Raw genomic sequence first — 26283 nt, 5'->3', positions numbered from 1 at the left:
GAGTTATCCATGTATCTCGAAACACCGAAGAAATTCCGTACGCTGCAGAACCAGGCCCGCCAGGTGGCGGAGAACTACCTGCGACCGATCTCCCGCAAGTACGACAAGGCCGAGCACGCCTATCCCAAGGAGCTGGACCTGCTGGCCGCGCTGCTGGACGGTATGAACGCCGGCTCGCCGGACGCCGTTGGCGCCACTTCCGCCAGTAAGCGCAAGAGTGGCGCGGAGGAGGGCGTGAAGAATGGCGGCAACCTCTCCGCCTGCCTGGGTGTGATGGAAATGTGCTGGGGCGACACTGGCCTGCTGCTGGCCATGCCGCGCCAGGGATTGGGCAACGCGGCCATCGCCGCTGTGGCCAATGAAGAACAGCTCAAGCGCTTCTCCGGCACTTGGGCGGCCATGGCCATCACCGAGCCGGGCTGCGGTTCCGATTCGGCGGCTATCCGCACCACCGCCACCCGCGATGGCGATCACTACGTGCTCAATGGCGAGAAGATCTTCGTCACCTCCGGCGCCCGCGCCGACGCCGTGGTGGTCTGGGCGACCCTGGACAAGAGCCTGGGCCGCGCGGCGATCAAGTCCTTCGTGGTGGAGAAGGGCACGCCGGGCATGACCGTCACCCGCCTGGAGAAGAAACTCGGCATCAAGGCGTCGGACACGGCGTCCATCAGCTTCAGCGACTGTCGCGTGCCGGCGGCGAACCTGCTGGGCAACGCCGAGATCGACGTGCAGAAAGGCTTCGCCGGGGTGATGGAAACCTTCGACAACACCCGCCCGCTGGTGGCCGCCATGGCTATCGGCGTGGCCAAGGCCTCGCTGGATCGCACCGGCGAGCTACTGAAGAAAGCAGGGTGCCGCTTCGACTATCGCCAGCCGCTGCTGACCGCCAGCCATGCCGAGGCCACGCTGTATCGCCTGGAAGCCGAATGGGAAGCGGCGCGCCTGCTGACCCTGAAGGCCGCGTGGATGGCCGACAACCGTTTGCCCAACTCCAAGGAGGCCTCCATCGCCAAGGCCAAGGCCGGGCGCGTGGCCAACGAGGTGACGCTCAAATGCGTGGAGCTGGCGGGAGCGTTGGGTTACGGCGAGGAAGAGCTGCTGGAGAAGTGGGCGCGGGATTCGAAGATTCTCGACATCTTCGAGGGCACCCAGCAGATCCAGTTGCTGATCGTGGCGCGGCGGCTCCTGGGCAAGAGTTCGAGCCAGCTGAAGTGAGGAGGGGCGCTTTTCTGTAGGGGTGATCCGAGAGTCAGCATGGCCGGTTCAGGTCGGTGGAGTCAGGCCGTGCGCCGCCCGCTGCCGGCATTGCCGGCGGCGGGCGGCCACTGCTCCATCCATTCGCGGAATCGGATGCGCTCTTCGCGCACCAGCCAGCCGTCCTGCTCGGCGAAACTTTCCGACAGCCACAGGCCTCGGGTGCCGGCCTTGCACAGCTCGCCCTTGCTCAGGGTGTAGAGCTCGCCGGTGGGCCGGCCATGCTCCAGCGGCAGCAGGTAGAGATCCGGACGCCGACGGTCGAGGCGCGCCACCAGCGGGCCGCTTTCGAGTTTTTCGTCGACGTGGAACAGGCTGACATCGCGGGCGTCCTTGGGCAGTTCCATGCGCAGGTCATAGACCAGCTGCAGCGAGGCGGTCGGCAGGTGCACATAGGCCTGCGGACGCTCCAGCAGGCGCAGGGCGCCGGCCTGGACCGGGCGCGAGGCGCCGGACAGCGGGGTCAGGGAGAAGTGGCTGTCTTCGCGGTAGCGCAGGGCACCTTCATAGGGCGTCGGCAGCCAGGTGTCGCCGAAGCGCCCGCCGAGCCAACCGTCGGCGGTTTCCACCAGGCATTCCTCGGCCACTTCCTGGATCGCGGTGAGTAGCGGCAGGTTCAGTTCGTGCGCCGGTACGTAACCGGAAATCAGCTTGAGCACGGTGTCGCCACGGTCCAGGCGGCGCTGGCGCACCAGAATCCAGTGGTCGCGGCCCTGGAAGTTCAGGGTCAGGCGCACCGAGACCCCCAGATTCGCCAGCTCGGCGACGAAGCGCCCGCTGTCGTTGATCTGGATGGGACGGCGGCGTTCCAGCACCTGGGCGAAGTTCAGGGGCTTGCCGAGGGTCTGGTAGGCGAGGCTGTCCGTGCCGGCTTCCACCAGCAGGGGCAGGGTCTTGAAGGCGGTCGGGTCCTTGCGGGCGAGCGTACGGGGCATGTGGGCTCCTTCTCGTACAGGGCGCCGGGCGGGCCCATCAGGGCGCGCCGACGTGAACACTGACCGTCTGTGGGAACGGTCCGGCCGATCGATTTCGGGGGTCGCTGGAATGCAGACAGCCTGGCGCCGCTCCTGGCGTCATCGAAAATCCAGGGGATTTCCGGGTTTTTCCCTGAAAGGCTGGGTGATTCCGAGGTTATTGCGTGTGGATCACCGGTTGGCGACATTTTCTACGTCCCCGGTTTTTGCCGGGGAGTTTGAGCATGGCACAGGAAAAGGTAATCCACATGACCGCCGATCAGCGGTCGAGGACCTCGGCGGCGATGCTCACGTTGTGGGCGAGGTGCAGCGGATTGATGGTCCCGACGATGGCGCTGGCCACGCCCGGGTGCCCCAGCACCAGTTCGAAGCTGGCGCGCACCGGGTCGACGCCGGGGGCGAGGGCGGCATGGCCGCTGGCCAGGGCCTTCTTGATCAGGATTCCGCGAGCATGGGCCTGGGCGTGGTCGATCACGGCCTTTTCCGCCTGTTCCTTGAGGTTGTAGGTCACCATCGCGCAGTCGCCGCGTTCCAGGGCCAGCAGGCCGCCATCGACGGTCTTGCCGGAGAAGCCGAAACCACGGATCAGGCCGTCTGCCTTGAGACGCTCCAGGGTCGTGTAGACCTCGGTGCCTTGCAGGATGTCCAGATCGTTGCCGTCCGAGTGCACCAGCACCAGGTCGATGTAGTCGGTCTCCAGGCGCTTGAGGCTGCGCTCCACCGAGCGGCGGGTGTGGGCGGCGCTGAAGTCGAAGTGCGACTGGCCGTCGACGAACTCCTCGCCGGTCTTGCTGACGATCACCCATTGGTCGCGCTGGCCGCGCAGCAGCGGGCCGAGGCGTTCCTCGCTGCGGCCGTAGGCCGGCGCGGTGTCGATCAGGTTGATGCCCAGGTCGCGGGCCAGCGCGATCAGGTCGGCGGCTTCGCGGTCATCGGGAATGCGGAAGCCTTCGGGGTATTTCACGCCCTGGTCGCGGCCGAGTTTCACGGTGCCCAGACCCAGCGGCGAGACGGAGAGGCCGGTGCTGCCCAGCGGGCGGTGCAGGTGGTGCAGGGTCTTCATCCGAGCAGTTCCTCCCACACCGGACGGGCCATGGCCGGGCGCGGCAGCTCGGGCAGCGCGGCGCTCGTCTGTGGGCGGATGCCGTTCTTTTCCAGGGATTCCAGCACGCGATCGGCGAAGTTCGGCGCCAGGGCCAGCTTGGTTGGCCAGCCGACCAGCAGCGCGTCGTCTTCGGCGAGGAAGGCGCTGTCCGGGCGCAGCAGGTTGTTCTGCGCGGGCTCCGCGCGGTCCACGCGCAGGGTGGCCCAGCGCGCGGCGGAGAGGTCGATCCAGGGCACCAGCTTGTGCAGCTCGTGCTGCGCCTCGGCGATCTGCTCGGCTTCGTTGCGGGCCACGCCTGCGGCTTCGGCGATGTCGCCGCCCAGGTACCAGACCCAGTCGCCATTGCTCAGCGGATGGGTGGTGACGGTGACGCGCGGCTTCGGCCCGCCGCCCACGCAATGGGCGTACAGGGGTTTGAGGGTCGGCGCGGTGACCAGCACCATGTGCAACGGGCGGCGCTGCATCTCCGGGCGTTCCACGCCCAGCTCACGCAGCAGGGCTTCGTTGCCGGCGCCGGCGCTGAGCACCACGCGCTGGGCGCGGATCTCGCGGCTGTCCACGCGCAGGCCGACGAGCTTGTCGCCCTCGCGCAGCGCTTCGATGCGCTCGCCGGCCAGCAGGCTGTCGCCGGCCAGCTCGGCGAGGCGGGCGATCAGGCTGGGTACGTCCAGCACCAGTTCGGTGAGGCGATAGGCCTTGCCCTTGAAGGCCTTGTCCTGCAGCGCCGGCGGCAGGTCGGCGCCTTTCACCTGGGCGACGCGGCTGCGCACCGCCTTGCTGGCGAAGAAGCTGGTGAGGTTGCCGGCCAGGCCGCCGGGCGACCAGAGGTAGTGGGCGTCGGAGAGCACGCGTACGCCGCGCAGGTCCACTTCGCCGGTACCGGCCAGGCAGTCGCGCCACAGCGCCGGCATGTCGGCGATGGCTTCCGAGGCGCCGGTCAGCGCGCCATGCAGGGCGTACTTGGTGCCGCCATGGATGATCCCTTGCGAGCGCATGCTCTGCACGCCGCCCAGCGCGGTGTTCTCCACCAGCACGGTGGAGAAGCCGGCGCGCCGCAGGCGAGCGTTGAGCCAGAGACCGGCGATGCCGCCGCCGACGATGAGGATGTCGGTGCTCAGGGATTCGGACATGAAAGCGCCTCGAGGGGAAAACGAAGCGCGCAGTATAACGCTTGAGGGCGGCGGCAAACGCCCGTTGGCTCAGGCTGCTTTTGTAGGAGCGAGCTTGCCCGCGAACCAGCCACCGCAGCGGAAGGCGTTCGCGAGCAAGCTCGCCCCTACAGAATGCCGAGGGCGCCGCATCAGTGGCCCGCGTTGCCGGAGAACAACTGGATCACCACGACCCCGCTGACGATCAGCCCCATGCCTAGCAGCGCGGCGGTATCGAGTTTCTGCTGGTAGAGCACCAGGGCTGCAATGCTGACCAGCACGATGCCCAGGCCCGCCCAGATGGCGTAGGCGATGCCCACCGGGATGCTGCGTACCACGATCGTCAGCATCCAGAAGGAGATGGCGTAGCCGACGATCACCAGCAGCAGCGGCAGGGGAGTGGACAGGCCCTTCACCGACTTCAGCGAGGCGGTGGCGATGACTTCGGCGACGATGGCGATGGCGAGGTAGAGATAGCCGGGCATGACAGGTCCTCCCCTGAAGCGACGCGCCGCGGTGTGCGGCGCGTGGGTTGTGTTCGGTCTGGTGGGCATTCTAGTCATTCGGATGATGGGATAAAGTCATTACCTATCTGCTTTAAAGATAGGTTGTGGAGATAGGTCATGCAGTGGAACCTGGATCAGTTGCGACTGTTCGTCAGCGTCGCCGATCAATCTTCCTTCTCGGCGGCGGCGCGGCAGCTCAAGCGCGTGCAGTCGGCGGTGAGTTCGTCCATCGCGCTGCTGGAAAGCGACCTGGGCGTGACCCTGTTCGACCGCAGCAGCGGCCGCCAGCCCGTGCTCACCGCTGAGGGCCGGGCGCTGCTGGATGAGGCGAGGGAAGTGCTGCGCCAGTGCGAGCGGCTGGAGAGCCGTGCACTGTCGCTGGTTCGCGGCACCGAGCCGTTGCTGCGGCTGGCGCAGGACGAGGCGATGCCCTATCAGCCGGTACTCTCTGGGTTGCAGGCGCTGGCGCAGGAATTCCCCACCCTGGAGGTGCAGCTGGCCAGCGGCGCCCAGGGCGATGTGGCGCGCAAGCTGCTGGAGCGGCGCGCCGACCTGGGCCTGCTGTTCCACCATGAGGGCATGCCGGAAGCGCTGGAGCGGCAGCGGCTTGGCACCATCGAGATGGTCACGGTGTGCGGCGCCGGGCATGAACTGGCGAAGCTGGATTACGCCGACCGCCGCGAATTGGCCCGCCATCGCCAATTGCTGATGGCGCCGCAGGACAGCCATTACCCCGGCGGCGAGCAGATCAGCCCGCTGGTGTGGCGCGCCGACAGCTTCTACGCCATGGCTGAACTCCTGATGCGCGACCTCGGCTGGGCCTGGTTGCCGACCCACGTCGCCCAGTACCCGGCCTACCAACCGCTGCTGGTGGAGCTGGCCAGCGACTGGACGCCGCCGCCGCTGGTGGTGGAACTGGTCTGGCGCCGCGACGAGCCCCTGGGGCCGGCGGCGAACTGGCTGGGGGAGTGCTTCGCCAGGCATCTCGCCTCGCCGGTTTGATGCCACCCTCTTGTTGTGGGCGGGAAATGCTCTTCGTAGGAGCGAGCTTGCTCGCGAACAGGAGCCAATGGTTGCTCCGGCATCAAGCGGTTCGCGAGCAAGCTCGCTCCTACAGAAACGGCGCTCCATTCAGGATTGTGCGGCGACCAAGCCCACGAATTTGCTACTCTCCGCCGCCATGAACCGGACCCTCTATACCCTGCTGTTCCACCTGGGCCTGCCGCTGGTCGCGCTGCGCCTGTTCCTGCGTTCGCGCAAGGCGCCGGCCTATGCCCGGCGCATCGGCGAGCGCTTCGCCATCGGCCTGCCGGCGCTCAAGCCCGGCGGTATCTGGGTGCACGCGGTGTCGGTGGGCGAGAGCATCGCCGCCGCGCCGATGATCCGTGCGCTGATGCAGCGCCACCCCGGCCTGCCGATCACCGTCACCTGCATGACGCCCACCGGCTCCGAGCGCATCCACGCGATGTTCGGCGAGCAGGTGCAGCACTGCTATCTACCCTACGACCTGCCCTGGGCGGCGGCACGCTTCCTCGACTGCGCCCGCCCGGTGCTGGGCGTGATCATGGAAACCGAATTGTGGCCCAACCACATTCACCAGTGCGCCAGGCGTGGCATTCCTGTGGCGCTGGCCAATGCGCGCCTGTCCGAGCGCTCGGCGCGGGGCTATGCGCGCTTTGCCGGGCTGACCCGACCGATGCTCGAAGAGATGAGCTGGATCGCCGTGCAGACCGAGGCCGAAGCCGAGCGCTTCCGCCAGCTCGGTGCGCGCCCGGACTGCGTGAGCGTGACCGGTTCGATCAAGTTCGACCTGACCATCGATCCCGAACTGCTGGCCCGTGCCCATGAGCTGCGCGGCCAGTGGCAGGCGCAGCAGCGGCCGGTGTGGATCGCCGCCAGCACCCATGGCGGCGAAGACGAGATCGTCCTGGCCGCCCATCGCCAGTTGCTGGAGAAGCATCCGGATGCGCTGCTGATCCTGGTGCCGCGCCATCCGGAGCGCTTCAACCCGATGTTCGAGCTGTGCCAGCGCGAAGGCTTCCGCACCCAGCGGCGCTCCACCGGCGAACGGGTGGCGGCGCAGACCCAGGTATTGCTCGGCGACACCATGGGCGAGTTGCTGTTCCTCTATGCCCTGGCCGATGTCGCCTTCGTCGGCGGCAGCCTGGTGCCCAATGGCGGGCACAACCTGCTGGAGCCGGCGGCGCTGGGCAAGCCGGTGTTGTCCGGGCCGCACCTGTTCAACTTCCTGGAGATTGCCGCACAACTGCGCGAGGTCGGGGCGCTGCGCGAAGTGGCCGATGCGCCTTCGCTGGCGGTGGCTGTGGCTGCACTGTGGGACGAGCCGGCTTCTGCCGAGCGCATGGCCGAGGCCGGGCTGGGCGTGATGAAGGCCAACCAGGGGGCGCTTGAGCGTTTGCTGGATGGTCTCGGTAGGTTGATCAAGCGCTGACGGAGGCCTCGGCGTGGCGGATTTCCCTCACCCTGACCCTCTCCCAGGGGGAGAGGGGCCGTTCGAGGTTGGGCGAAACATCGAGTCAGTCGGATGCGGCTGCTTTCAAAGAAGCTCCAAGACGGAATGCCTGGCAGATCGCTCGCGCCGATCTGCTCCCTCTCCCTTCGGAGCGGGGCGCGCAGCCAGGGCTGGGGTGAGGGCAGCCTCTCGCGCCAGAGTTTTGCGGCTGCACCAGTAGGAGCGAGCTTGCTCGCGAACCTGCCTGACACGGATGCCGCTGAAAGAGCCTTCGCGAGCAAGCTCGCTCCTGCAAGGTTTGTCCGGTACCGGGTATCAGAACGTCGGCGGCGTGATTACCCAGATCACCACCGCATCCACGTCCCCTGGATTGCCATAACGGTGCGGCTCCTGGCTGGAGTAGCTGAAGCTGTCGCCTTCGTTGAGCAGGAAGTAGCGGTCCCCGACCCAGAGTTCGAACGTGCCGCTGAGCAGGTAGCCGGCTTCCTCGCCGTCGTGGCTGTAGCTCTGCTGGCTGTAGGTGCCCGGCGGGAAGCGCGAGTGGAGGATTTCCAGCTGGCGGCTGGGCTGCGGGCTGAGCAGTTCGTCGACGATGCCGTCTTCGTAATGCACGCTGGTACGGGCGTTGCGCCGCACCACGTAGCCGGCGTCGGCCGGGTCGACCTGCACTTCGCTGGCGAAGAACCACTGGATGGTTACGCCCAGGGCGCGAGCGATGTTGAACAGCGCGGGAATCGACGGATAGGCCAGGTTGCGTTCCAGCTGGCTGATGTAGCCGGCGGTGAGGCTGCTCTGCTCGGCCAGCTCCGCCAGGGTCATGCCGCGCCGCTTGCGCAGGCCGCGAATGCGGGTGCCGAGGAACTGCGCTTCGGCGTTGGCGGGGGCGTCCTGCGGGGCTTTCTGGCTCATGCGGCGAGGGTCCTGGCGAGTGTCGTCGTGGGCATTCTAAACAATGCATCGCGCCTGTGGACCGATTGCTCTTCGTAGGAGCGAGGGGGACGCCCAGTTCTTGCTCGCGAACGAATCTCCCGGCGACTTCGGCGCTGGGCGGTTCGCGAGCAAGCTCGCTCCTACAAAAAAGGCTCAGATCGCCCAACCCGCCTTGAGCCCTTCGTAGATCGCTTCCTCCGCCGTGCGCGGCGCCAGGCAGTCGCCGATGCGGCGTACCTCGGCCAGGTCGGCGATCTCGTCGGCCAGCTCATCCACCGGCTGATGGCCCTGGCAGAGCACCAGGGTGTCGATGCCTTCCACCAGCATCGGCTCGCCGCTGGCGCTGTGCTGCAGGTAGACGGTGCTGTCGTCGACGCCGTACAGGCGGGCATAGGTGGTGATGCTGATGCCCAGGCGATGCAGTTCGCCGGCCAGGTGGTCGCGCACGTAGAGCGGCAGGTTTTCGCCGACGTGGGTGCCGTTCACCGCCAGTTGTACCTGGTGGCCGTCGCGTACCAGGCGCTCGGCGATGCCGGGGGCGATCCAGTCGGCGCGCCAGTCGGTGACCAGCACGGAGCGGCCGATCTTCACTTCCCCACGCAGCACCTGCCAGGCGTCCACCACCTGCAGGTTGCCGGCTTCTTCGTAGGGCGGTCGGTAGGGTTTGGCGCCAGTGGCGACGATCACCACGTCGGGGCGCTCGGCTTCGACCAGGGCGCGGTCGACGCGGGTGCTGCGACGGACCTCGACGCCGGCCAGTTGCATCTCGCGCTGCAGGTTGGTGGAGGCGCCGCCGAACTCCGCGCGGCGCGGCAGCAGTTGGGCCAGGTTGACCTGCCCGCCGAGTTGCCCGCTGGCTTCGCAGAGGGTGACTTCGTGGCCACGCTGGGCCGCTACGGCGGCCGCCTTCATGCCCGCCGGCCCGCCGCCTACCACCAGCACGCGCTTGCGCCGGGCGGCCGGCTTGCGCTCGGCGTAGATCAGTTCGCGGCCGGTCTCCGGGTGCTGGATGCAGGAGATCGGGTAGCCCCGGTGGAAGTGGCCGATGCACGCCTGGTTGCAGGCGATGCAGGCGCGCACGTCTTCGACGTGGCCGCTTTCGGTCTTGCTCGGCATCTGCGGATCGCAGATCAGCGCGCGGGTCATGCCGCACACGTCGGCCTGGCCGCGGGCGACGATCAGCTCGGCTTCCTGCGGCTGGTTGATGCGCCCGGTGACGAACAGCGGAATCTCCAGGCTGCGCTTGAAGTTGCCGGCCTCGTTGGCCAGGTAGGCGGCCTCGATGGCCATCGGCGGCACGATATGGATGGCGCCGCCCAGCGACGCCGAGGTGCCGGCGACGATGTGCACGTAGTCCAACTGACCTTGCAGCGCCTTCACGGCCTGCAGCGATTCGTCCTCGGTGAGGCCTTCCGGATCGCGCTCGTCGGCGGAAATGCGCAGGCCGATGATGAAGTCTTCGTCGGTGGCGGCGCGCACGGCGGCGATCACTTCACGAGTGAAGCGCAGGCGGGCGTCGAGGTCGCCGTTATAGCCGTCGCTGCGGCGGTTCACCCGCGGGTTGAGGAACTGCGCCGGCAGGTAGCCGTGGCTGGCGACCACCTCCACGCCATCGATACCGGCGGCGTGCAGGCGGCGCGCGGCGGCGGCGTAGCCTTCGATGATCTCGTCGATCATCGCCTGGCTCAGCTCGCGGGGCATGACGCGGAAGCGCTCGTTCGGCGAGGCGGAGGCGGAGTAGGCCACGGCCAGCAGGCCGTCGCTGGACTCCATGATCTCGCGGCCCGGGTGGAACACCTGGGACAGCACCACGGTGCCCTCGGCGTGGCACGCCTCGGCGATGCGCCGGTAGCCGGGGATGCAGGCGTCGTCGGTGGCCATCAGTACGTGGGAGGTATAGCGCGCGCTGTCATGCACGCCGGCGACCTGCAGCACGATCAGGCCAACGCCGCCCTTGGCGCGGGCGGTGTGGTAGGCCACCAGCTGGTCGTTGACCAGGTTGTCGGTGGGCATCGAGGTGTCGTGCCCGGTGGACATGATGCGGTTCTTCAGCGTCTTGCCGCGAATGCTCAAGGGGCTGAACAGGTGGGGGAACTGGCTCATCGGGCGACTCCGGATTCTTGTTGTAATTCAATGGTGGCTATCGATCGCGCGAGCTAGAGCGGAACAAGGCGGAAACCAGCGAGGCAGCGGAGTTGACTCCAGTCAATGAGCATGCCGAGCTGGTTTCCAACGCCGTTCCGCCGACGCGCAGCCGGTCGAAATATTCAGGCGTTGCGCGCCTGCCAATCCACCGGATAGAGGGCATAGAACACGCGGGCCTTTTCGCCTTCGTAGGCCAGCGGAGTGCGTTCGGGGACCCAGATCACGTCGCCCGGCGAAGCTTCGATCACGCGGTCGGCCAGGCGCAGGCGGAACCTGCCTTCGAGCACCACGATCAGTTCGTCGTAGAGCACCGTCCACTCGATGGACACGCCATCGAAACACGCCAGGCCCGCGCCCATGGTCTGGCTGTCGGTTGGGCCGATCAGGCGACAGATGGCCGCGCGCTCCACCGGTTCGCCAGCGTAGGACTGGAATTGCAGGGCGGATTGCTGGAAGTGACGAACCTCGGACACGGGGGCTCTCCTGAAGTCGGGAAGGATCATTTAAGCTGAGCCTATGGAAATTTACCGCCAGTAAAAAATCAACTTGTTTTTTTAAAAGTGACTGGGTAGTTTCATTTCCAGCCCGGTTCTCCGGGCTCAACCGCGACGTACTCCACAACAACTACAAGAGGAGAGGCGCATGAACCGTTCCCCACGGTCCCCCCTCGCTTTGCGGGCCCGCCCGCTGGCTACCGATCTACCTCTGCCCTGTCTCCCTTGTACCGTGGTTTCGGCGCGCCCATCCCGCGTGCGCGTGGCCTTTTGCACCGCGCCCGTGACCTCCTACATGGGGTATGCCCAATGACTTTCCGCAAGAACCCTTTCCGCATGAGCAGGATGCATTCGCTGCTGCTCGCCCTCGGACTCTGCTGCGCTACCGCCCAGGCCAGCGAGAACATGGTGGTGGTCGGCTACGGCGGCGCCGGCCAGAAGGCCCAGGATGCGGCCTTCTTCCAGCCCTTCAGCAAGCAGTCCGGGGTCGGGGTGACCCAGAGCGAGTACAACGGCGAAATGGCCCGTATCAAGGTGATGGCCGACACCGGCCATGCCGACTGGGACGTGGTGCAGATCGAGGGCCCGGACCTGGCCCGCGGCTGTGACGAGGGGCTGTTCGTGCCGCTGGACTGGCAGCAGATCGGCGGCAAGGATCAACTGATCCCCAACGCCGCCAAGGACTGCGGTTCCGCCGCGCTGGTCTGGGGCGTGGCGATCGCCTATGACGCCGACAAGCTCAAGCCGGCGCCGCAATCCTGGACCGATTTCTGGGACGTGAAGAAATTCCCCGGCAAGCGCGGCCTGCGCAAACGCGCCATCTACAACCTGGAGTTCGCCCTGATGGCGGACGGCGTGAAACCGGCCGACGTGTACAAGGAGCTGGGCACCAAGGCCGGCGTCGATCGCGCCTTTGCCAAGCTCGACCAGATCAAGCCCTACGTGCAGTGGTGGGAAGCCGGCGCGCAGCCCGCGCAGTGGCTGGCCGCCGGTGACGTGGTGATGACCACCACCTACACCGGGCGCATCGCCGATGCCTTCAAGGGTGGACGCAACCTGCAGCTGGTCTGGCCAGGCAGCCTGTACGGCATGGATTACTGGGCGATCATCAAGGGCTCGCAGCACGCCGATGCGGCCAAGCGTTTCATCGCCTTTGCCAATCAGTCCGATGCCCAGGTGGATTATGTGAAGCACATCCCCTATGGTCCGACCAACAAGCAGGCCGCCGAGCGGCTGCCGTCGGATCTGGCCGGCTGGGTGCCGACCTCGCCGCAGAACCTGCCCCAGGGGCTGGCGATGGATGATGAGTTCTGGGTCGACCACGGCGAAGAGCTGGAAGAGCGCTTCAACGCCTGGGCCGCCCAGTGAGCGTGGCGCCGGGGAAGCGATTCCCCGGCGTTTCTCCATGAGAAGAGAGTCGTGATGAGGAGAGCACCATGACGTCGATGTCGGCGCAGGCCGTGAGCCGCGCCACCTGTCCGCCCGAGGAGTGGAAACTGCGCGAGGAGCTGGCGGCCTGCTACCGGCTGATCGCGCATTTCCGCATGAGTGACCTGATCTTCACCCATATCTCGGTGCGCATCCCCGGTCCCGAGCACCACTTCCTGATCAACCCCTACGGGCTGATGTTCGACGAGATCACCGCGTCGAGCCTGGTGAAGATCGATCTCTCCGGCCATCCGGTGGAGCCGACGCCGTACAAGGTCAACCCGGCCGGTTTCGTCATCCACAGCGCCATCCACGGCGCCCGCGAGGATGCGCAGTGCGTGCTGCACACCCACACCCGTGCCGGTTGCGCGGTGGCCGCGCAGGCCTGTGGATTGCTGCCGCTGAACCAGATGTCCATGGAGTTCTACGGGCGGCTCGGCTACCACGAATACGAAGGCATCGCCCTGTCGATGGACGAGCAGCAGCGCCTGGTGCGTGACCTGGGCGAGGAGCACATCGGCCTGATGCTGCGCAACCACGGCCTGCTGACCGTGGGCCAGACTGTGCAGCAGGCGTTCCTGCGCATGTACTACCTGGAGAAGGCCTGCGACATCCAGCTGGCGGCGCAGGCCGGTGGCGAACTGGTGATTCCGTCGGAGGAGGTCTGCCGGTATACCGAGCAGCAGTTCAACGCGCCGCAGCGGACGCTGGCCGAGGGCGAATTGAACGATACGGATGGCAATGATCTGGCTTGGGCGGCGCTGTTGCGGATGCTGGATCGAGTGTCGCCGGGGTATCGGGACTGAACTGAAGCGTGCACGGTGTAACCGAAACGTAGGGCGTACAACCGTTCACGGTTGTACGCCGATACACCGTGCGTATTGCGAGCGCCACGATCAAGCCCGGAGCGCCCTGACATCGCGGCTCCGTGACCACCCCAGGAGCGCTCCGCCATCATGGTCAAGCGGCGTATAACGTCGAACGTTATACGCCTCTGGATGTTCCGGCGTCCGTATGCGCTGCGCTGGACTGCTCCTGCGGTCCGGCCCAAAGAAAAAGCCCCGCATCGCGGGGCTTTTTCGTGGCGCTCGGTCAGTACTTGGGACTGGACTTGAGCTGCGCCTCGGCGGCCTTGGCCAGGTCCGGCGGCAGGAAGTCCTTGTCCGGGTTGTAGTCCGGTTTGAGGTAACCGCTCAGGGCCTGCAGGTCGCTCGGCGCCAGGGTGCCGGCGGTCTGCTTCAGGCGCAGGTTGTCGAGGATGTAGTCGTAGCGCGTGTTGTTGTAGTCGCGCACCGAGTTGTACAGCGAGCGCTGGGCATCCAGCACGTCGACGATGTTGCGGGTACCGACCTGGTAGCCGATCTCGGTGGCTTCCAGCGAGCTCTGGTTGGAGATGATCGCCTGGCGACGTGCCTTCACCTGCTCCACGTCGGTGTTCACCGCGCGGTGCTGGTTGCGGGCGTTCTGTACCACCTGGCGGCGCTGGCTTTCACGCAGTTGCTCGCTCTGGTTCAGGCGCTGGTAGGCCTCGCGGACCTGGGAACTGGTCAGGCCGCCAGTGTAGATCGGCACGTTCAGCTGCAGGCCGATGCTGCTCTCGTCGACCCATTTGCCGTAGTGCGGATCACCGGGGACGCCTGTGTTGGAGAAGCCCAGGGCGTCGTTGTCGCCCTTCTGGTACTGCGCCACGGCGTCGACGGTCGGCAGGTGGCCGGCCTTGCGCTGGCGCAGGGTCTCTTCGGCGGCGTCGACCGCATAGTTGCTTGCCTGCAGCGTCAGGTTCTGCTGCACCGAGGTATCCACCCAGGCCTTGGCATCGTTGGGCATCGGCGCGACCACCGGCATGGAGTGCAGGATGCCTTCGAGGGCGCTGTACTCACGGTTGGTCAGGGTGACCAGGGCCTGGAAGGCGTCATCCACCTGCTGCTCGGCCACCAGGCGGTTGGCCCGCGCGGTGTCGTAGCTGGCCTGGGATTCGAGCACGTCGGTCTTGTCCGACAGGCCGACGTCGAAGCGCTCGTTGGACTGGTCGAGCTGGCGCTTGAACGCCGCTTCCTCGGCCTTGCTGGCGGCCAGATTGTCCTGGGCGCGGAGCACGCCGAAGTAGGTCTCGGCGCTCTGCAGGATCAGCGCCTGCTGGGTCGCGGAGAATTCCAGCTGGGCCTGTTCGCTGACGTTTTCCGCTGCCTTGAGCTGGAACCAGCGGTCGGCGCGGAACAGCGGCTGGCTCAGGGTCGCCTGGAGCACCTGGCTGCTGCGGTTCAGCGTGGCGTTGGGTTCGTCCAGCGAGGTGCGGTTGCTGCCCACGTTGGCGCCGGCGTTGATCTGCGGCAGCAGGCCGGAACGCGCCTGGGGCACGGCTTCCTTGCGGGCCAGGTAGTCGGCCTGCGCTGCGGCGAGGTCGGCGTTGTTGTCGACGGCGTCTTTATAGACGCGAATAAGGTCCGTCTTGGTCGGCAGGGAAGAGGCCGCCGGAGCGGGCTGTGCGGCCCAGGCAAAGCCTGTCGAAGCGGCCACGGCGACAGCCAGGGAGAGTCTGCGCAGCATTCGTTCGTCCTAGAAAGTGATGCGAGGTGGGGCAAGGCTACGGTTGCCGCCGATGGCGGTCAAGGCACGTTCGTACGAGCCTTCCGAGGCAGGAGTGTAGCTGCCCGCAGGTGGGCGCGCGGTTTTCGGCCAGACGGCATTGGCTAATCGTTGCGCACTTGATTAGACTGCGGACGTTCTTGTCGGGGTGCCCCATGCGAAGGGCTGAGATCGGATAGTTCCGGATCCCGTTGAACCTGATCGGGTTAAGACCCGCGTAGGGAACAAGAAGTCCGCATCCCCGGCGCCTTTCCGCCCCGGCCCCAGCCCTCCAAGGGATGCGTCCTTTAGCCGCTCGGTGCGGCTCCTTCGATCCAGGTTCTCCCCGGCAATCAACCCCAGGAGAGCCAGGATGAGCACCCAGAAAAACAACGTCACCCGCCTTGAACAGCTGGACCGCCAGTCGACCCAGCCTTTCCCGAATTCGAAAAAGGTTTACCTGACCGGCTCGCGCCCGGACATCCGTGTCCCCGTGCGGGAAATCTCCCTCGCCGACACTCCCACCGCCTTCGGCGGCGAGAAGAACGCCCCGGTGATGGTCTATGACACCTCCGGCCCTTACACCGACCCGGACGTACGCATCGACCTGCGCAAGGGCCTGCCGGACGTGCGTTCGCGCTGGATCGACGAGCGCGGCGACACCGAAATCCTCCCCGGCCTGACCTCCGAGTTCGGCCAGTCGCGCCTGGCCGACCCCAGCCTCGACGCGCTGCGCTTCGCCCACGTGCGCACCCCGCGCCGCGCCAAGGCCGGCAAGAACGTCACGCAGATGCACTACGCGCGCCAGGGCATCATCACCCCGGAGATGGAATACATCGCCATCCGCGAGAACATGAAGCTGCAGGAAGCCCGCGCCGCCGGCCTGCTGGATGCCCAGCACCCGGGCCAGAGCTTCGGCGCCAGCATCCCCAAGGAAATCACCCCCGAGTTCGTCCGTGAAGAAGTGGCCCGTGGCCGCGCGATCATCCCGGCGAACATCAACCACACCGAACTGGAACCGATGATCATCGGCCGCAACTTCCTGGTGAAGATCAACGGCAACATCGGCAACAGCGCGCTGGGTTCCTCCATCGAGGAAGAAGTGGAGAAGCTCACCTGGGGCATCCGCTGGGGCGCCGATACGGTGATGGACCTCTCCACTGGCAAGCACATCCACGAGACCCGCGAGTGGATCCTGCGCAACAGCCCGGTACCCATCGGCACCGTGCCGATCTACCAGGCGCTGGAGAAGGTCAACGGCATCGCCGAGGACCTGACCTGGGAAATCTTCCGCGACACCCTGATCGAACAGGCCGAGCAGGGCGTGGACTACTTCACCATCCACGCCGGCGTGCTGCTGCGCTACGTGCCGCTGACCGCCAAGCGCGTCACCGGCATCGTCTCCCGTGGCGGCTCGATCATGGCCAAGTGGTGCCTGGCGCATCACCAGGAAAACTTCCTCTACACGCATTTCGAAGAGATCTGCGAAATCATGAAGGCCTACGACGTCAGCTTCTCGCTGGGCGATGGCCTGCGCCCCGGCTCGGTGGCCGACGCCAACGACGCCGCCCAGTTCGGTGAGCTGGAAACCCTCGGCGAGCTGACCCGCATCGCCTGGAAGCATGACGTCCAGGTGCTGATCGAAGGCCCCGGCCACGTGCCCATGCACCTGATCAAGGAGAACATGGAGAAGCAGCTGGAGTGCTGCGACGAGGCGCCGTTCTACACCCTCGGTCCGCTGACCACCGACATCGCGCCGGGCTACGACCACATCACCTCCGGCATCGGCGCGGCGATGATCGGCTGGTACGGCTGCGCCATGCTCTGCTACGTCACGCCCAAGGAACACCTGGGCCTGCCGAACAAGGATGACGTGAAGACCGGCATCATCACCTACAAGATCGCCGCCCACGCCGCCGACCTCGCCAAGGGCCATCCGGGCGCGCAGATCCGCGACAACGCGCTGTCCAAGGCGCGCTTCGAGTTCCGCTGGGAAGACCAGTTCAACCTCGGCCTGGACCCGGACACCGCCCGTGCCTTCCACGACGAGACCCTGCCCAAGGACTCGGCCAAGGTCGCGCATTTCTGCTCCATGTGCGGGCCGAAGTTCTGCTCCATGAAGATCACCCAGGAAGTCCGCGACTACGCCAAGGAGAACGGCCTCACCGATGAGCAGAAAGCCATCGAGGCCGGCTTCCAGCAGCAGTCCGCGCGCTTCAAGGAAGAAGGCTCGGTGATCTACAAGCAGGTGTGATGCCTGTGCAAGACCTGTAGGAGCGAGCTTGCTCGCGAACCGCTCAGCAACGGAGTCGCCGGCGAGCAAGGTTCGCGAGCAAGAACTAGGCGTCCCCCTCGCTCCTACGAACAGCAAACAACAAGAAGCCAACTCAACATTCGAGCCCTGCACGCATCGTGACCACCGCCACCAACTATTCCCCCACCGTCGCCGTCGACACCGCCCAGCGCGTGCTCGGCCTGCGCGATGTATTTTCCCTCTGGTTCTCCCTCGGCATCGGCCTGATGGTGCTGCAGACCGGCGCCCTGCTGGCGCCCGGCCTGGGCCTGGCCGGCGCGCTGGGCGCGATCCTGCTCGGCACCCTGGTCGGCGTGCTGCTGCTGGCCAGCGCCGGGGTGATCGGCACCGACACCGGCCTGGCGGCCATGGCCTCGCTCAAGCTGAGCCTGGGCAGCCACGGCGCCGCGCTGCCGGCGGTGCTCAACCTGCTGCAACTGGTGGGTTGGGGCGCCTTCGAGATCATCGTCATGCGTGATGCCGCCAGCCTGCTGGCGGGCCGCGCCTTCGGCGAAGGCAGTGGCTGGACCAGTCCGGCGCTCTGGACCCTGGTATTCGGGGCGCTGGCGACCCTGCTGGCGGTCAGCGGGCCGCTCGCCTTCGTCCGCCGCGTGCTGCGCCGCTGGGGCATCTGGCTTTTGATCGCCGCCTGCATCTGGCTGACCTTCGACCTGTTCAAGCGCGCCGACCTGGCCGCACTCTGGGCCAAGGCTGGTGACGGTTCGATGCCGTTCGCCGTGGGCTTCGACATCGCCATCGCCATGCCGCTGTCGTGGCTGCCGCTGATCGCCGACTACTCGCGCTTCGGCAAGCGCGCCGGGCACACCTTCGGCGGCGCCGCGCTGGGCTTCTTCATCGGCTGCTTCTGGCTGATGGGGCTGGGCGTGGCCTACACCCTGGCATTCGCCGAGGGCAGCGACGCCAACGCGCTGCTGCTGGCACTGGCCGGCGCCGGCATGGGCATCCCGCTGCTGCTGATCCTGCTGGACGAGTCGGAGAAGGCCTTTGCCGACATCCACTCGGCGGCGGTGTCCAGCGGCATCCTGCTGCCGCTGAAGGTCGAGCACCTGGCGCTGGCCATCGGCGTGATCTGCACCCTGATCGCCTGGTTCGCACCGTTGGCGCAGTACCAGAATTTCCTGCTGCTGATTGGCTCAGTGTTCGCCCCGCTGTTCGGCGTGGTGCTGGTGGACCATTTCGTCCTCCGTCGCCGCGCGCCAGCCGCCATTCCCCATGGGCTGCGCTGGGGTTCGCTGCTGGCCTGGGCCGGTGGCGTGGTGGTCTATCACCTGCTGGCGAACTACCAACCGGACCTGGGCGCGACCCTGCCGGCGCTGGTGGTGGCGGGTGTGTTGCAACTGCTGCTGGGGCGGATCGGCGCCAAGGCCTGATCGCGCTGGCGTAGGGCGTATAACCGTTCACGGTTATACACCGATACACCGATCTCACCATTGGTGCCGAGGCTGAACGTGGCCGCAGCCCTTGCCGGCGTTCTGCTCGACACCGGCACTGGCCTTTGGTCCAGGCCAATCGGCGTATAACGTCGAACGTTATACGCCCTACGTCACTGGCCTCGGCGTAACGCTCCTGCTCCCGTAGGAGCAACTGTCTTCTACCGGGTTAATCCCTGCCTGCGCTTCCCCCTCACCCCAGCCCTCTCCCTCAGGGAGAGGGAGCCGTCCGTGCCGGCTGACACTACGGTTTCATCCTGCACCGAACAGTCCCCTCTCCCGCTTGCGGGAGAGGGTTAGGGTGAGGGGCCCTTGATCTTGTAGGAGCGGACCTTGTCCGCGAAATCCCGCCGGCCGCTCCGGCGGTGAGAAAAACTACTGCGCCCCGCGCCCCGGGAAGTAATACGGCTTCACGATGCCATTCAGGCGCGGATAAGGAATCTTCAGCTCCGGATGCCCGACCGAGTGCGGCGCGATGCGGTCGATGTCGTACTTGAGCGTCAGCGCGCCGAAGGTCAGGGCGAAGTGCGGCGTGGTCTGGAACGGCCAGTTCTTCGAGAAGTTCGGGTCCTGCTCATCCAGCTTGTTCTGCAGCACCCATGCCTGGTGCGCCAGGCGCGCGGTCTTCCAGAAGGCTTCCTCCTGGCCGGGCAGAAGAATGTCCGACAATGCCAACACCTTGTGCAAACGACGGTCATAATTGATGAAGGCCCGCCCCGGTTGACCGTACTCGCCGCCGGTGAAGCGATAGCTGGACAGTTCGATGATCACCAGACCGTCATGCTGTTCGCGGATCTTGGCTTGCAGGTAGCTGCTCCAGCCGGGTTGGGCGCCGTCCAGGAAGCGTTTCTCGTAGACCTCGAGGCTGGCCGGCACCGCGCCGTCCGGGCTGCGCGCGAGCTCCAGCAGCTGCTGGTCGATCGCCGCGTTGAGCGCCGGCTCGTCGTCGAAGCTCAGGGTGTCCAGGTTGAACAACGGGCATTGCTCGCCCTGACAGCCGGGCTTGAGGTGCTCGAAGGCGGTGTGACGGGCGGAGAGCGGTTCGTCCAGACCGGGCTTGAACAGGCCCTGGCAGGCCCCCAATAACAGGCAGAGGCTGCCGAGGGCAGCGAGTTTCAGAAGACGCATGGGATTCCTTGTCGTCGCGGACTTGGGCGGGTTGGACCGTCATCGCGGCCGCCGGTTCGGCGGGCAGTATGAACCAGTCCGGAGCAGGACGGCAGGGGCCGCGCGCACGCTTGCGCTGCCCGCCGGGCGGTCCGAGAAAGAGGCTGCGCCGCCTCAAGCGGCGCGATAGGATGGCGCGAAGTTCAATCGATCAGTGAGTGGAACGGGATGTCGGACACGTTCAAACCAGGCCCCCAGGATGTCGAGATCCAGAAGCGCGAGCAGTGCTTCAAGGGCTTCTACAAACTCGACCGGCTGCACCTGCGGCACCGCCAGTTCGCCGGTGGCATGGGCCCGGTACTGACCCGCGAGTTGTTCGTGCGTCACGATGCCGTCTGCGTACTGCCTTACGACCCTCAGCGCGATGAAGTGGTGATGATCGAGCAGTTTCGCGTCGGGGCCATGGACGCCGGGGTCAATCCCTGGCTGCTGGAACTGGTCGCCGGCCTGATCGACAAGGACGAGGAACCGGAAGAGGTGGCCCGCCGCGAAGCGGTGGAAGAGGCCGGGCTGACCCTCGGCTCGCTCTGGCCGATCGCCCAGTACCTGCCGTCGCCCGGCGGCAGCAACGAGCTGGTGCACCTGTTCGTCGGCCGCTGCGACAGCAGCGCCGCGGCGGGCATCCATGGCCTGGCGGAAGAGGGCGAGGACATCCGTGTGCACGTGCTGCCCTTCGAAGAGGCGCTGCAGGCCGTGCGCGACGGACGCATCAACAACGCGGCGAGCATGCTCGCCCTGCAATGGCTGGCGCTGAACCGCGCCGAGGTAAGGGGGTTATGGGTGTGAATCTGTTGCGCGAGCGCTATCGCGTCGACCTGGCGGGATTGCAGGCGACCTGCGAGGCGAACTACTTGCGCCTGATGCGCCTGTTGCCCGAAATGCGCGAGGCCCAGGTCTCGCGTCGTGTGGCGCTCAGCGAAGGCGAGCGTCTGCTCGGCGTGCTGGCGCTGGACGTGGTGGAAGCCTGCCCCTACACCACCGTGCTGCAGGTGCGCCAGGAGCTGGGCCTGCCCTGGCTGCCGGCGCCCAAGCTGGAAGTGCGGGTGTACCACGACGCGCGCATGGCCGAAGTGGTCGGCGCGGAGCAGGCGCGCCGCCTGCTGGCGATCTATCCCTACCCGAACCAGGCGATGCACCAGCCGGACGAGAAGAACCAGCTCAACCAGTTCCTCGGCGAGTGGCTGAGCCATTGCCTGTCCTGCGGCCATGAGCTGGAGCCGGTGCTGCAGCGTTGATATCGCTGTAATGGCCATTGGCCATGATATGCTGCCCGTCCGTCGTCCACCCGTCTCCCTAAATGTGATCTGTGACGCTTTCCCGGTTTGCCGGGGGGCGTGACTGTCACCATACTCATTCTCATCCGTGGACGCCCGCCTCACAGGAGAAGGCGCATTGCCTCCAGTGCCCGTACCCCCCTCCGATACCAAATCGGTCCTGCTGGTCCAGCTCTCCGACAGCCATCTGTTCGCCGAACCCGATGGTCGTCTGCTGGGCATGGACACCGCCGACAGCCTGAGCCAGGTGGTCCGCCTCGTTCGTGACGAGCAGCCGGACATCGACCTGGTGCTGGCCACGGGCGACCTGTCGCAGGATGCCAGCCTGGAGTCCTACCAGCGCTTCCGTGAGATCACCGCGCCCATCGCCGCGCCGATCCGCTGGTTCCCCGGCAACCATGACGAACTGGAGCCGATGCGCGAAGCGACGGCGGGCACCGACCTGCTCGAGCCGGTGATCGACCTCGGCGCCTGGCGCGTCGTCCTGCTCGACTCCACCATCCCGGGCGCCGTGCCGGGGCAGATGAACGATGCGCAGCTCGACCTGCTCGAACGTGCCATCCAGGCCGCGCCGGACAAGCACCTGCTGATCAGCTTCCACCACCACCCGGTGCCCATCGGCAGCCAGTGGATGGATCGCATCGGTATCCGCAATCCACAGCGGCTGTTCGCCGTGCTCGACCGCTACCCGAACGTCCGTTGCCTGCTCTGGGGGCATGTGCACCAGGAGATCGACCACATGCGCGGTGACGTGCGCCTGCTGGCATCGCCGTCCACCTGCGTACAGTTCACTCCGGGCAGCGAGGATTTCTGCGTCGACAGTCCCGCACCGGGCTACCGCTGGTTGCGCCTGCATCCCGATGGTTCGCTGGAAACGGGCGTGTCGCGGGTGACCGGCATCGACTTCGAAGTCGACTACAGCATCAAGGGCTATTGAGGCCGGGCCTCGTACCAGTCGCCATCCTCGATTCGACCCACTTGCGGCATGGCGCTTGCAGCTTGTAGCCTCCCGGCCCATGACTGCATTCCTCTATATCCACGGCTTCAACAGCTCGCCCGCCTCGCAGAAGGCGCGCCAGTTCGTGGCCGCCCTGCAGCATCTGGGGCTGGACGGTCAGGTGCGCGTTCCCGCGCTGCACCACCACCCGCGCCAGGCCATGGCGCAACTGGAGGCGGCGATCGCCGAACTCGGCCAGCCGCTGCTGATCGGCAGCTCCCTGGGCGGCTACTACGCGACCCACCTGGCCGAACGCCATGGCCTGAAGGCCGTGCTGATCAACCCGGCGGTGGCGCCGCACCGGCTGTTCGACGGCCAACTCGGCCCGCAGACCAACTATTACAGCGGCGAGACCTGGGAGCTGACGCACGATCACGTCCAGGCCCTGGCCGAGCTGGAGGTTCCGGCACCGGTCGATGGCTCGCGCTACCAGGTGTGGCTGCAGACCGCCGACGAAACCCTCGATTACCGCGCCGCCGAGCGCTATTACCGGGCCTGTGCCCTGCGCATCGAAGCGGGCGGCGACCATGGCTTCCAGCGCTTCGTCAGCCACCTGCCGGCGCTGCTGGCCTTCGCCGGTATACCCTCCGACCGGTGGCGCGACGTAGACTTCTCGACCTTTGAACGCATTTCCTCTGATTAAGTAGGGACCCCATGGCCCAGCAGAACGCCTATAACGCAGACGCCATCGAAGTCCTCTCCGGCCTCGATCCGGTGCGCAAGCGCCCGGGCATGTACACCGACACCACCCGTCCCAACCACCTGGCCCAGGAAGTCATCGACAACAGCGTCGACGAAGCCCTGGCCGGCCACGCGAAAAGCGTGCAGGTGATCCTCCACGAGGACAACTCGCTGGAAGTGATCGACGACGGTCGTGGCATGCCGGTGGACATCCACCCCGAAGAGGGCGTGCCGGGCGTCGAACTGATCCTCACCAAGCTGCACGCCGGCGGCAAGTTCTCCAACAAGAACTACCAGTTCTCCGGCGGCCTGCACGGCGTGGGCATCTCGGTGGTGAACGCACTGTCGACCCTGGTCGAAGTGCGGGTGAAGCGCGACGGCAACGAGTACCGCATGACCTTCGCCGATGGCTTCAAGTCCAGCGACCTGGAAGTCGTCGGCACTGTCGGCAAGCGCAACACCGGCACCACCGTGCGCTTCTGGCCCGACGCCAAGTACTTTGACTCGCACAAGTTCTCGGTCAGTCGCTTGAAGCACGTACTCAAGGCCAAGGCCGTACTGTGCCCCGGCCTGCTGGTGACCTTCGAGGACAAGTCCAGCGGCGAGCGCGTCGAATGGCACTACGAAGATGGCCTGCGTTCCTACCTGGTCGACTCGGTGTCCGAGAATCTGCGCCTGCCCGACGAACCGTTCTGCGGCTCGCTGGCCGGCAACAAGGAAGCGGTGGACTGGGCCCTGCTGTGGCTGCCCGAGGGCGGCGAATCGCTGCAGGAAAGCTACGTCAACCTGATTCCCACCGCCCAGGGCGGTACCCATGTCAACGGCCTGCGCCAGGGCCTGCTGGATGCGATGCGCGAGTTCTGCGAGTTCCGCAACCTGCTGCCGCGCGGTGTGAAGCTGGCGCCGGAGGACGTCTGGGAACGCATCGCCTTTGTCCTCTCGATGAAGCTGCAGGAGCCGCAGTTCTCCGGCCAGACCAAGGAACGCCTGTCCTCCCGCGAGGCCGCCGCCTTCGTTTCCGGCGTGGTGAAAGATGCGTTCAGCCTGTGGCTCAACGCTCACCCGGAGCTGGGCCTGCAACTGGCGGAACTGGCCATCAGCAACGCTGGCCGCCGCCTCAAGGCCGGCAAGAAGGTCGAGCGCAAGAAGATCACCCAGGGCCCGGCGCTGCCCGGCAAGCTGGCTGACTGTGCGGGGCAGGACCCGATGCGCGCCGAGCTGTTCCTGGTGGAAGGTGATTCCGCCGGCGGTTCGGCCAAGCAGGCGAGGGACAAGGAATTCCAGGCGATCATGCCGCTGCGCGGGAAGATCCTGAACACCTGGGAAGTGGATGGCGGCGAAGTGCTCGCCAGCCAGGAAGTCCACGACATCGCCGTGGCCATCGGCGTCGATCCGGGCGCGGCGGACCTGACCCAGCTGCGCTACGGCAAGATCTGCATCCTCGCCGACGCCGACTCCGACGGCCTGCACATCGCCACCCTGCTGTGTGCGCTGTTCGTCCGCCACTTCCGCCCGCTGGTGGAAGCCGGCCACGTCTACGTCGCCATGCCGCCGCTGTTCCGCATCGACCTGGGCAAGGAAGTCTTCTACGCCCTGGACGAAGCCGAGCGCGACGGCATCCTCGACCGACTGGCCGCCGAGAAGCGCCGTGGCAAACCGCAGGTCACCCGATTCAAGGGCCTGGGCGAGATGAACCCGCCGCAACTGCGCGAAACCACCATGGACCCGAACACGCGTCGTCTGGTGCAACTCACCTTGGAAGACACCGAGGGCACCGTGGAAATCATGGACATGCTGCTGGCCAAGAAGCGCGCCGGCGACCGCAAGTCCTGGCTGGAAACCAAGGGTAACCTGGCGGAGGTGTTCGCCTGATGCGCTGGCTGCTGGCCGCCCTTGGCCTGTGCGCCAGCGTTGCCTCGGCCGATACCGTGCCCGCGGTGGTGCCCAACACCCTGCAGTTCGTCTCCGAGCATCCGGTGGAGGGCATGCCCAAGGGCAACCTCTCGGGTCTGGCGAGCTGCGGTGGGGAGCTGTGGACGGTGTCCGACCGCGACGACGACCGCATCTACCGCCTGCTGCCCGACGAGCAGCCCGGCAAGGCCTGGCGGGCCACCGCCGAGCCGTTCGTATCGCCCGGCGTGCCGGACAGCGGGCTGTCCTGGGGCATGCGCGCGCGGGTCAGCGCCAGCAGCCTGGTGCGCGGCGGCGCGATGGATTTCGAGGGCATCAGTTGCGATCAGGCGGGTAATCGCTATGTGGTCAGCGAGGGCTATGCGGCCGTCCTGTTGCTGCCGGTCGCCGGCGAGGCGTCCTGGCTGCCGCTGCCGCAGACCCTGCTGCGCCAGGCCCGGGCCAGCGGCCTGCTGATGAGTTTCAACGCCCTCTACGAAGGCCTGGCGATCGCTCCGGACGGCAAGCGCCTGTGGCTGGCGGCCGAGCGCCAACGCCGTGGCCTGCTGCGGGTGCGCAACGACAATGGCACCTGGAAGTGCGATGGCAACTGCGTACTGCTCAGCGAGGGCGGCACCATGCTGCCACCGCCGGAGCTGGGCAGCGACCGCCCGCTGTCCATCGATTTCTCCGACCTTGCGCTGTACAAGGACAAACTGTTCACCCTCGAACGCCTGGCGCACCAGATCTGCCGACGCGATGCCGACACCGGCGCGCAGGAGCAGTGCTGGTCGTTCGCCGCCGGCGCTCTGGCGCCGGAGCGGCGCTATGACCTGCCCTACGGTGTGGCCGAGGCGCTGCTGATCGACGACCAGGGCGCCTGGATCGGCCTGGACAACGGCGAGCACGCGCGCGCCGACGGCGATTCGCGGCCCTATGTGCTGCGCTTCGCCGCGCCGACCGGTGGCTGGTTGGGTGGCAAATGAGCGACGCGGTGCCGGGACGGCGGATGGGCAAGGTCATGATGTTCCTCGCCTGGGGCGCGGGCATCCTGCTCGCCACCCACTATTTCGGCGCCTGGGAAGACCGTCAGCACAACCCCAACCCGCAGCCGCAGTCGGTACGAGGCAATGGCTATGTGGAAGTGCGCCTGCTTGGCAATCGCGCCGGCCATTACGTGGTCGACGGCAGGATCAACGGCACGCCGGTGACCTTCATGCTCGATACCGGCGCCACCCAGGTGGCCATCCCGCAGCCGCTGGCCCGGCGCCTGGGGCTGCCATTGGGGGCGCCGATCACCCTGAACACCGCCAATGGCCGCAGCGAAGGCTGGCGTACGCGCCTGTCGCAGCTGCAGCTCGGCGACATCCGTTTGAACGACGTGTCTGCGCTGATCGCGCCGGGCATGGAAGGCGACGAGGTGCTGCTCGGCATGAGCGCCCTCAAGCAACTCGATTTCACCCAGCAGGACGGCACCCTGGTGCTGCGCCAGCAATCTTCACCGTGAG

23 protein-coding genes and 1 riboswitch are annotated in these 26283 nt (G+C 66.6%); of the genes, 14 read left to right on the top strand and 9 right to left on the bottom strand.

Features of this window, described 5'->3' with window-relative positions:
• The first annotated feature begins 9 nt into the window (after nt 1-9).
• Complete coding sequence (locus tag SD196_RS24680; protein WP_275608944.1) at nt 10-1215, top strand: acyl-CoA dehydrogenase family protein; 1206 nt, start codon at nt 10-12, stop codon at nt 1213-1215.
• Between the two features lie 62 nt (nt 1216-1277).
• Here the strand turns inward: SD196_RS24680 and SD196_RS24675 are convergent, their stop codons facing one another.
• The 4 genes from SD196_RS24675 to SD196_RS24660 all read right to left on the bottom strand — a co-directional run bounded on the left by SD196_RS24675 (nt 1278) and on the right by SD196_RS24660 (nt 4966).
• A complete protein-coding gene (locus SD196_RS24675; RefSeq protein WP_275608943.1) occupies nt 1278-2189 on the bottom strand; it encodes a metal ABC transporter ATPase in 912 nt (303 codons plus the stop codon).
• 298 nt (nt 2190-2487) lie between these two features.
• On the bottom strand, nt 2488-3291 hold the full coding sequence (locus SD196_RS24670) for an aldo/keto reductase (RefSeq protein WP_275608942.1): 804 nt from the start codon (nt 3289-3291) through the stop codon (nt 2488-2490).
• Nucleotides 3288-4463, bottom strand: coding sequence for an NAD(P)/FAD-dependent oxidoreductase (locus SD196_RS24665; RefSeq protein ID WP_275608941.1), 1176 nt, complete (start codon nt 4461-4463; stop codon nt 3288-3290). Before SD196_RS24665 ends, SD196_RS24670 begins: the two co-directional genes overlap by 4 nt.
• Nucleotides 4464-4633: 170 nt before the next feature.
• Nucleotides 4634-4966: a DMT family transporter gene (locus SD196_RS24660; RefSeq protein WP_275608940.1), complete on the bottom strand. Its 333-nt coding sequence runs from the start codon at nt 4964-4966 to the stop codon at nt 4634-4636.
• 138 nt (nt 4967-5104) lie between these two features.
• Here SD196_RS24660 and SD196_RS24655 point away from each other — a divergent pair, with 138 nt between their 5' ends.
• Together SD196_RS24655 and waaA are read left to right on the top strand one after the other, a co-directional pair.
• The gene (locus tag SD196_RS24655) at nt 5105-5989 is read left to right on the top strand and encodes a LysR family transcriptional regulator (RefSeq protein ID WP_275608939.1); all 885 of its coding nucleotides are present in this window, start codon (nt 5105-5107) and stop codon (nt 5987-5989) included.
• Nucleotides 5990-6167: 178 nt separating this feature from the next.
• Entirely contained in the window at nt 6168-7439 is a 1272-nt protein-coding gene (gene waaA, locus SD196_RS24650) for a lipid IV(A) 3-deoxy-D-manno-octulosonic acid transferase (protein ID WP_275608938.1), read from the top strand.
• Between the two features lie 336 nt (nt 7440-7775).
• On the opposite strand, the gene SD196_RS24645 is transcribed toward waaA, so the two are convergent.
• The 3 genes from SD196_RS24645 to SD196_RS24635 form a co-directional block, all read right to left on the bottom strand.
• The gene (locus SD196_RS24645; RefSeq protein ID WP_343576740.1) at nt 7776-8369 is read right to left on the bottom strand and encodes a helix-turn-helix domain-containing protein; all 594 of its coding nucleotides are present in this window, start codon (nt 8367-8369) and stop codon (nt 7776-7778) included.
• A gap of 174 nt (nt 8370-8543) precedes the next feature.
• Nucleotides 8544-10493 (bottom strand): FAD-dependent oxidoreductase, encoded by a 1950-nt coding sequence (locus tag SD196_RS24640; protein ID WP_343576742.1) that lies wholly within the window; start codon nt 10491-10493, stop codon nt 8544-8546.
• A 164-nt stretch (nt 10494-10657) separates the two neighbouring features.
• Nucleotides 10658-11008: an AraC family ligand binding domain-containing protein gene (locus SD196_RS24635; RefSeq protein ID WP_275608934.1), complete on the bottom strand. Its 351-nt coding sequence runs from the start codon at nt 11006-11008 to the stop codon at nt 10658-10660.
• 330 nt (nt 11009-11338) lie between these two features.
• On the opposite strand from SD196_RS24635, the gene SD196_RS24630 reads away from it, so the two are divergent.
• Both SD196_RS24630 and SD196_RS24625 read left to right on the top strand, forming a co-directional pair.
• A complete protein-coding gene (locus SD196_RS24630; RefSeq protein ID WP_416310783.1) occupies nt 11339-12397 on the top strand; it encodes an ABC transporter substrate-binding protein in 1059 nt (352 codons plus the stop codon).
• A gap of 68 nt (nt 12398-12465) precedes the next feature.
• Nucleotides 12466-13263 (top strand): class II aldolase/adducin family protein, encoded by a 798-nt coding sequence (locus tag SD196_RS24625; RefSeq protein WP_416310782.1) that lies wholly within the window; start codon nt 12466-12468, stop codon nt 13261-13263.
• Between the two features lie 286 nt (nt 13264-13549).
• On the opposite strand, the gene SD196_RS24620 is transcribed toward SD196_RS24625, so the two are convergent.
• Nucleotides 13550-15004: a TolC family outer membrane protein gene (locus tag SD196_RS24620; RefSeq protein WP_343576748.1), complete on the bottom strand. Its 1455-nt coding sequence runs from the start codon at nt 15002-15004 to the stop codon at nt 13550-13552.
• A 173-nt stretch (nt 15005-15177) separates the two neighbouring features.
• Nucleotides 15178-15284, top strand: a riboswitch (TPP riboswitch).
• Between the two features lie 111 nt (nt 15285-15395).
• Between SD196_RS24620 and thiC the strand changes: the two genes are divergently transcribed.
• Both thiC and cytX read left to right on the top strand, forming a co-directional pair.
• Nucleotides 15396-17276, top strand: a complete 1881-nt coding sequence (thiC, locus tag SD196_RS24615; protein ID WP_017520426.1) for a phosphomethylpyrimidine synthase ThiC — start codon at nt 15396-15398, stop codon at nt 17274-17276.
• A gap of 158 nt (nt 17277-17434) precedes the next feature.
• Nucleotides 17435-18706 carry a putative hydroxymethylpyrimidine transporter CytX gene (cytX, locus tag SD196_RS24610; protein ID WP_275608929.1) on the top strand — a complete coding sequence of 424 codons (1272 nt, stop codon included), beginning with the start codon at nt 17435-17437 and terminating at the stop codon, nt 18704-18706.
• Between the two features lie 435 nt (nt 18707-19141).
• Here the strand turns inward: cytX and SD196_RS24605 are convergent, their stop codons facing one another.
• Nucleotides 19142-19894 (bottom strand): RsiV family protein, encoded by a 753-nt coding sequence (locus SD196_RS24605; RefSeq protein ID WP_370600160.1) that lies wholly within the window; start codon nt 19892-19894, stop codon nt 19142-19144.
• A gap of 207 nt (nt 19895-20101) precedes the next feature.
• Between SD196_RS24605 and SD196_RS24600 the strand changes: the two genes are divergently transcribed.
• From SD196_RS24600 to SD196_RS24570, 7 genes are all read left to right on the top strand, one after another.
• Complete coding sequence (locus tag SD196_RS24600; protein WP_275608927.1) at nt 20102-20719, top strand: NUDIX domain-containing protein; 618 nt, start codon at nt 20102-20104, stop codon at nt 20717-20719.
• Nucleotides 20710-21168, top strand: coding sequence for a DUF1249 domain-containing protein (locus SD196_RS24595; protein WP_024764301.1), 459 nt, complete (start codon nt 20710-20712; stop codon nt 21166-21168). Before SD196_RS24600 ends, SD196_RS24595 begins: the two co-directional genes overlap by 10 nt.
• A 157-nt stretch (nt 21169-21325) precedes the next feature.
• Nucleotides 21326-22144: a 3',5'-cyclic-AMP phosphodiesterase gene (gene cpdA / locus SD196_RS24590; RefSeq protein WP_370600159.1), complete on the top strand. Its 819-nt coding sequence runs from the start codon at nt 21326-21328 to the stop codon at nt 22142-22144.
• A 79-nt stretch (nt 22145-22223) separates the two neighbouring features.
• A complete protein-coding gene (locus SD196_RS24585) occupies nt 22224-22847 on the top strand; it encodes a YqiA/YcfP family alpha/beta fold hydrolase (RefSeq protein WP_275608925.1) in 624 nt (207 codons plus the stop codon).
• Nucleotides 22848-22858: 11 nt separating this feature from the next.
• Nucleotides 22859-24757, top strand: coding sequence for a DNA topoisomerase IV subunit B (gene parE, locus SD196_RS24580; protein WP_275608924.1), 1899 nt, complete (start codon nt 22859-22861; stop codon nt 24755-24757).
• Nucleotides 24757-25761 carry an esterase-like activity of phytase family protein gene (locus tag SD196_RS24575; protein ID WP_416310781.1) on the top strand — a complete coding sequence of 335 codons (1005 nt, stop codon included), beginning with the start codon at nt 24757-24759 and terminating at the stop codon, nt 25759-25761. The genes parE and SD196_RS24575 overlap by 1 nt, the downstream gene beginning before the upstream one ends.
• The gene (locus tag SD196_RS24570; RefSeq protein ID WP_343576768.1) at nt 25758-26282 is read left to right on the top strand and encodes a retropepsin-like aspartic protease family protein; all 525 of its coding nucleotides are present in this window, start codon (nt 25758-25760) and stop codon (nt 26280-26282) included. Before SD196_RS24575 ends, SD196_RS24570 begins: the two co-directional genes overlap by 4 nt.
• The last annotated feature ends 1 nt before the right edge of the window (nt 26283 follow it).

This window comes from Pseudomonas macauensis (genome assembly GCF_047902425.1).
In the GTDB taxonomy this organism is placed as follows: domain Bacteria; phylum Pseudomonadota; class Gammaproteobacteria; order Pseudomonadales; family Pseudomonadaceae; genus Pseudomonas.
The sequence above is the reverse complement of the archived record's forward strand: the minus strand, read 5'-3'. Positions and strand labels throughout refer to the sequence as shown.

What these genes read in the sequence shown, in the direction of transcription:
- SD196_RS24570 (WP_343576768.1), top strand. Translation starts at nt 25,758, where the DNA reads ATGAGCGACGCGGTGCCGGGACGGCGGATGGGCAAGGTCATGATGTTC.
- SD196_RS24675 (WP_275608943.1), bottom strand. Translation starts at nt 2,189, where the DNA reads ATGCCCCGTACGCTCGCCCGCAAGGACCCGACCGCCTTCAAGACCCTG.
- SD196_RS24655 (WP_275608939.1), top strand. Translation starts at nt 5,105, where the DNA reads ATGCAGTGGAACCTGGATCAGTTGCGACTGTTCGTCAGCGTCGCCGAT.
- parE (WP_275608924.1), top strand. Translation starts at nt 22,859, where the DNA reads ATGGCCCAGCAGAACGCCTATAACGCAGACGCCATCGAAGTCCTCTCC.
- SD196_RS24585 (WP_275608925.1), top strand. Translation starts at nt 22,224, where the DNA reads ATGACTGCATTCCTCTATATCCACGGCTTCAACAGCTCGCCCGCCTCG.
- SD196_RS24600 (WP_275608927.1), top strand. Translation starts at nt 20,102, where the DNA reads ATGTCGGACACGTTCAAACCAGGCCCCCAGGATGTCGAGATCCAGAAG.
- SD196_RS24595 (WP_024764301.1), top strand. Translation starts at nt 20,710, where the DNA reads ATGGGTGTGAATCTGTTGCGCGAGCGCTATCGCGTCGACCTGGCGGGA.
- SD196_RS24625 (WP_416310782.1), top strand. Translation starts at nt 12,466, where the DNA reads ATGACGTCGATGTCGGCGCAGGCCGTGAGCCGCGCCACCTGTCCGCCC.
- SD196_RS24670 (WP_275608942.1), bottom strand. Translation starts at nt 3,291, where the DNA reads ATGAAGACCCTGCACCACCTGCACCGCCCGCTGGGCAGCACCGGCCTC.
- SD196_RS24575 (WP_416310781.1), top strand. Translation starts at nt 24,757, where the DNA reads ATGCGCTGGCTGCTGGCCGCCCTTGGCCTGTGCGCCAGCGTTGCCTCG.
- SD196_RS24680 (WP_275608944.1), top strand. Translation starts at nt 10, where the DNA reads ATGTATCTCGAAACACCGAAGAAATTCCGTACGCTGCAGAACCAGGCC.
- SD196_RS24605 (WP_370600160.1), bottom strand. Translation starts at nt 19,894, where the DNA reads ATGCGTCTTCTGAAACTCGCTGCCCTCGGCAGCCTCTGCCTGTTATTG.
- SD196_RS24645 (WP_343576740.1), bottom strand. Translation starts at nt 8,369, where the DNA reads ATGAGCCAGAAAGCCCCGCAGGACGCCCCCGCCAACGCCGAAGCGCAG.
- SD196_RS24665 (WP_275608941.1), bottom strand. Translation starts at nt 4,463, where the DNA reads ATGTCCGAATCCCTGAGCACCGACATCCTCATCGTCGGCGGCGGCATC.
- waaA (WP_275608938.1), top strand. Translation starts at nt 6,168, where the DNA reads ATGAACCGGACCCTCTATACCCTGCTGTTCCACCTGGGCCTGCCGCTG.
- SD196_RS24660 (WP_275608940.1), bottom strand. Translation starts at nt 4,966, where the DNA reads ATGCCCGGCTATCTCTACCTCGCCATCGCCATCGTCGCCGAAGTCATC.
- thiC (WP_017520426.1), top strand. Translation starts at nt 15,396, where the DNA reads ATGAGCACCCAGAAAAACAACGTCACCCGCCTTGAACAGCTGGACCGC.
- SD196_RS24640 (WP_343576742.1), bottom strand. Translation starts at nt 10,493, where the DNA reads ATGAGCCAGTTCCCCCACCTGTTCAGCCCCTTGAGCATTCGCGGCAAG.
- SD196_RS24630 (WP_416310783.1), top strand. Translation starts at nt 11,339, where the DNA reads ATGACTTTCCGCAAGAACCCTTTCCGCATGAGCAGGATGCATTCGCTG.
- SD196_RS24620 (WP_343576748.1), bottom strand. Translation starts at nt 15,004, where the DNA reads ATGCTGCGCAGACTCTCCCTGGCTGTCGCCGTGGCCGCTTCGACAGGC.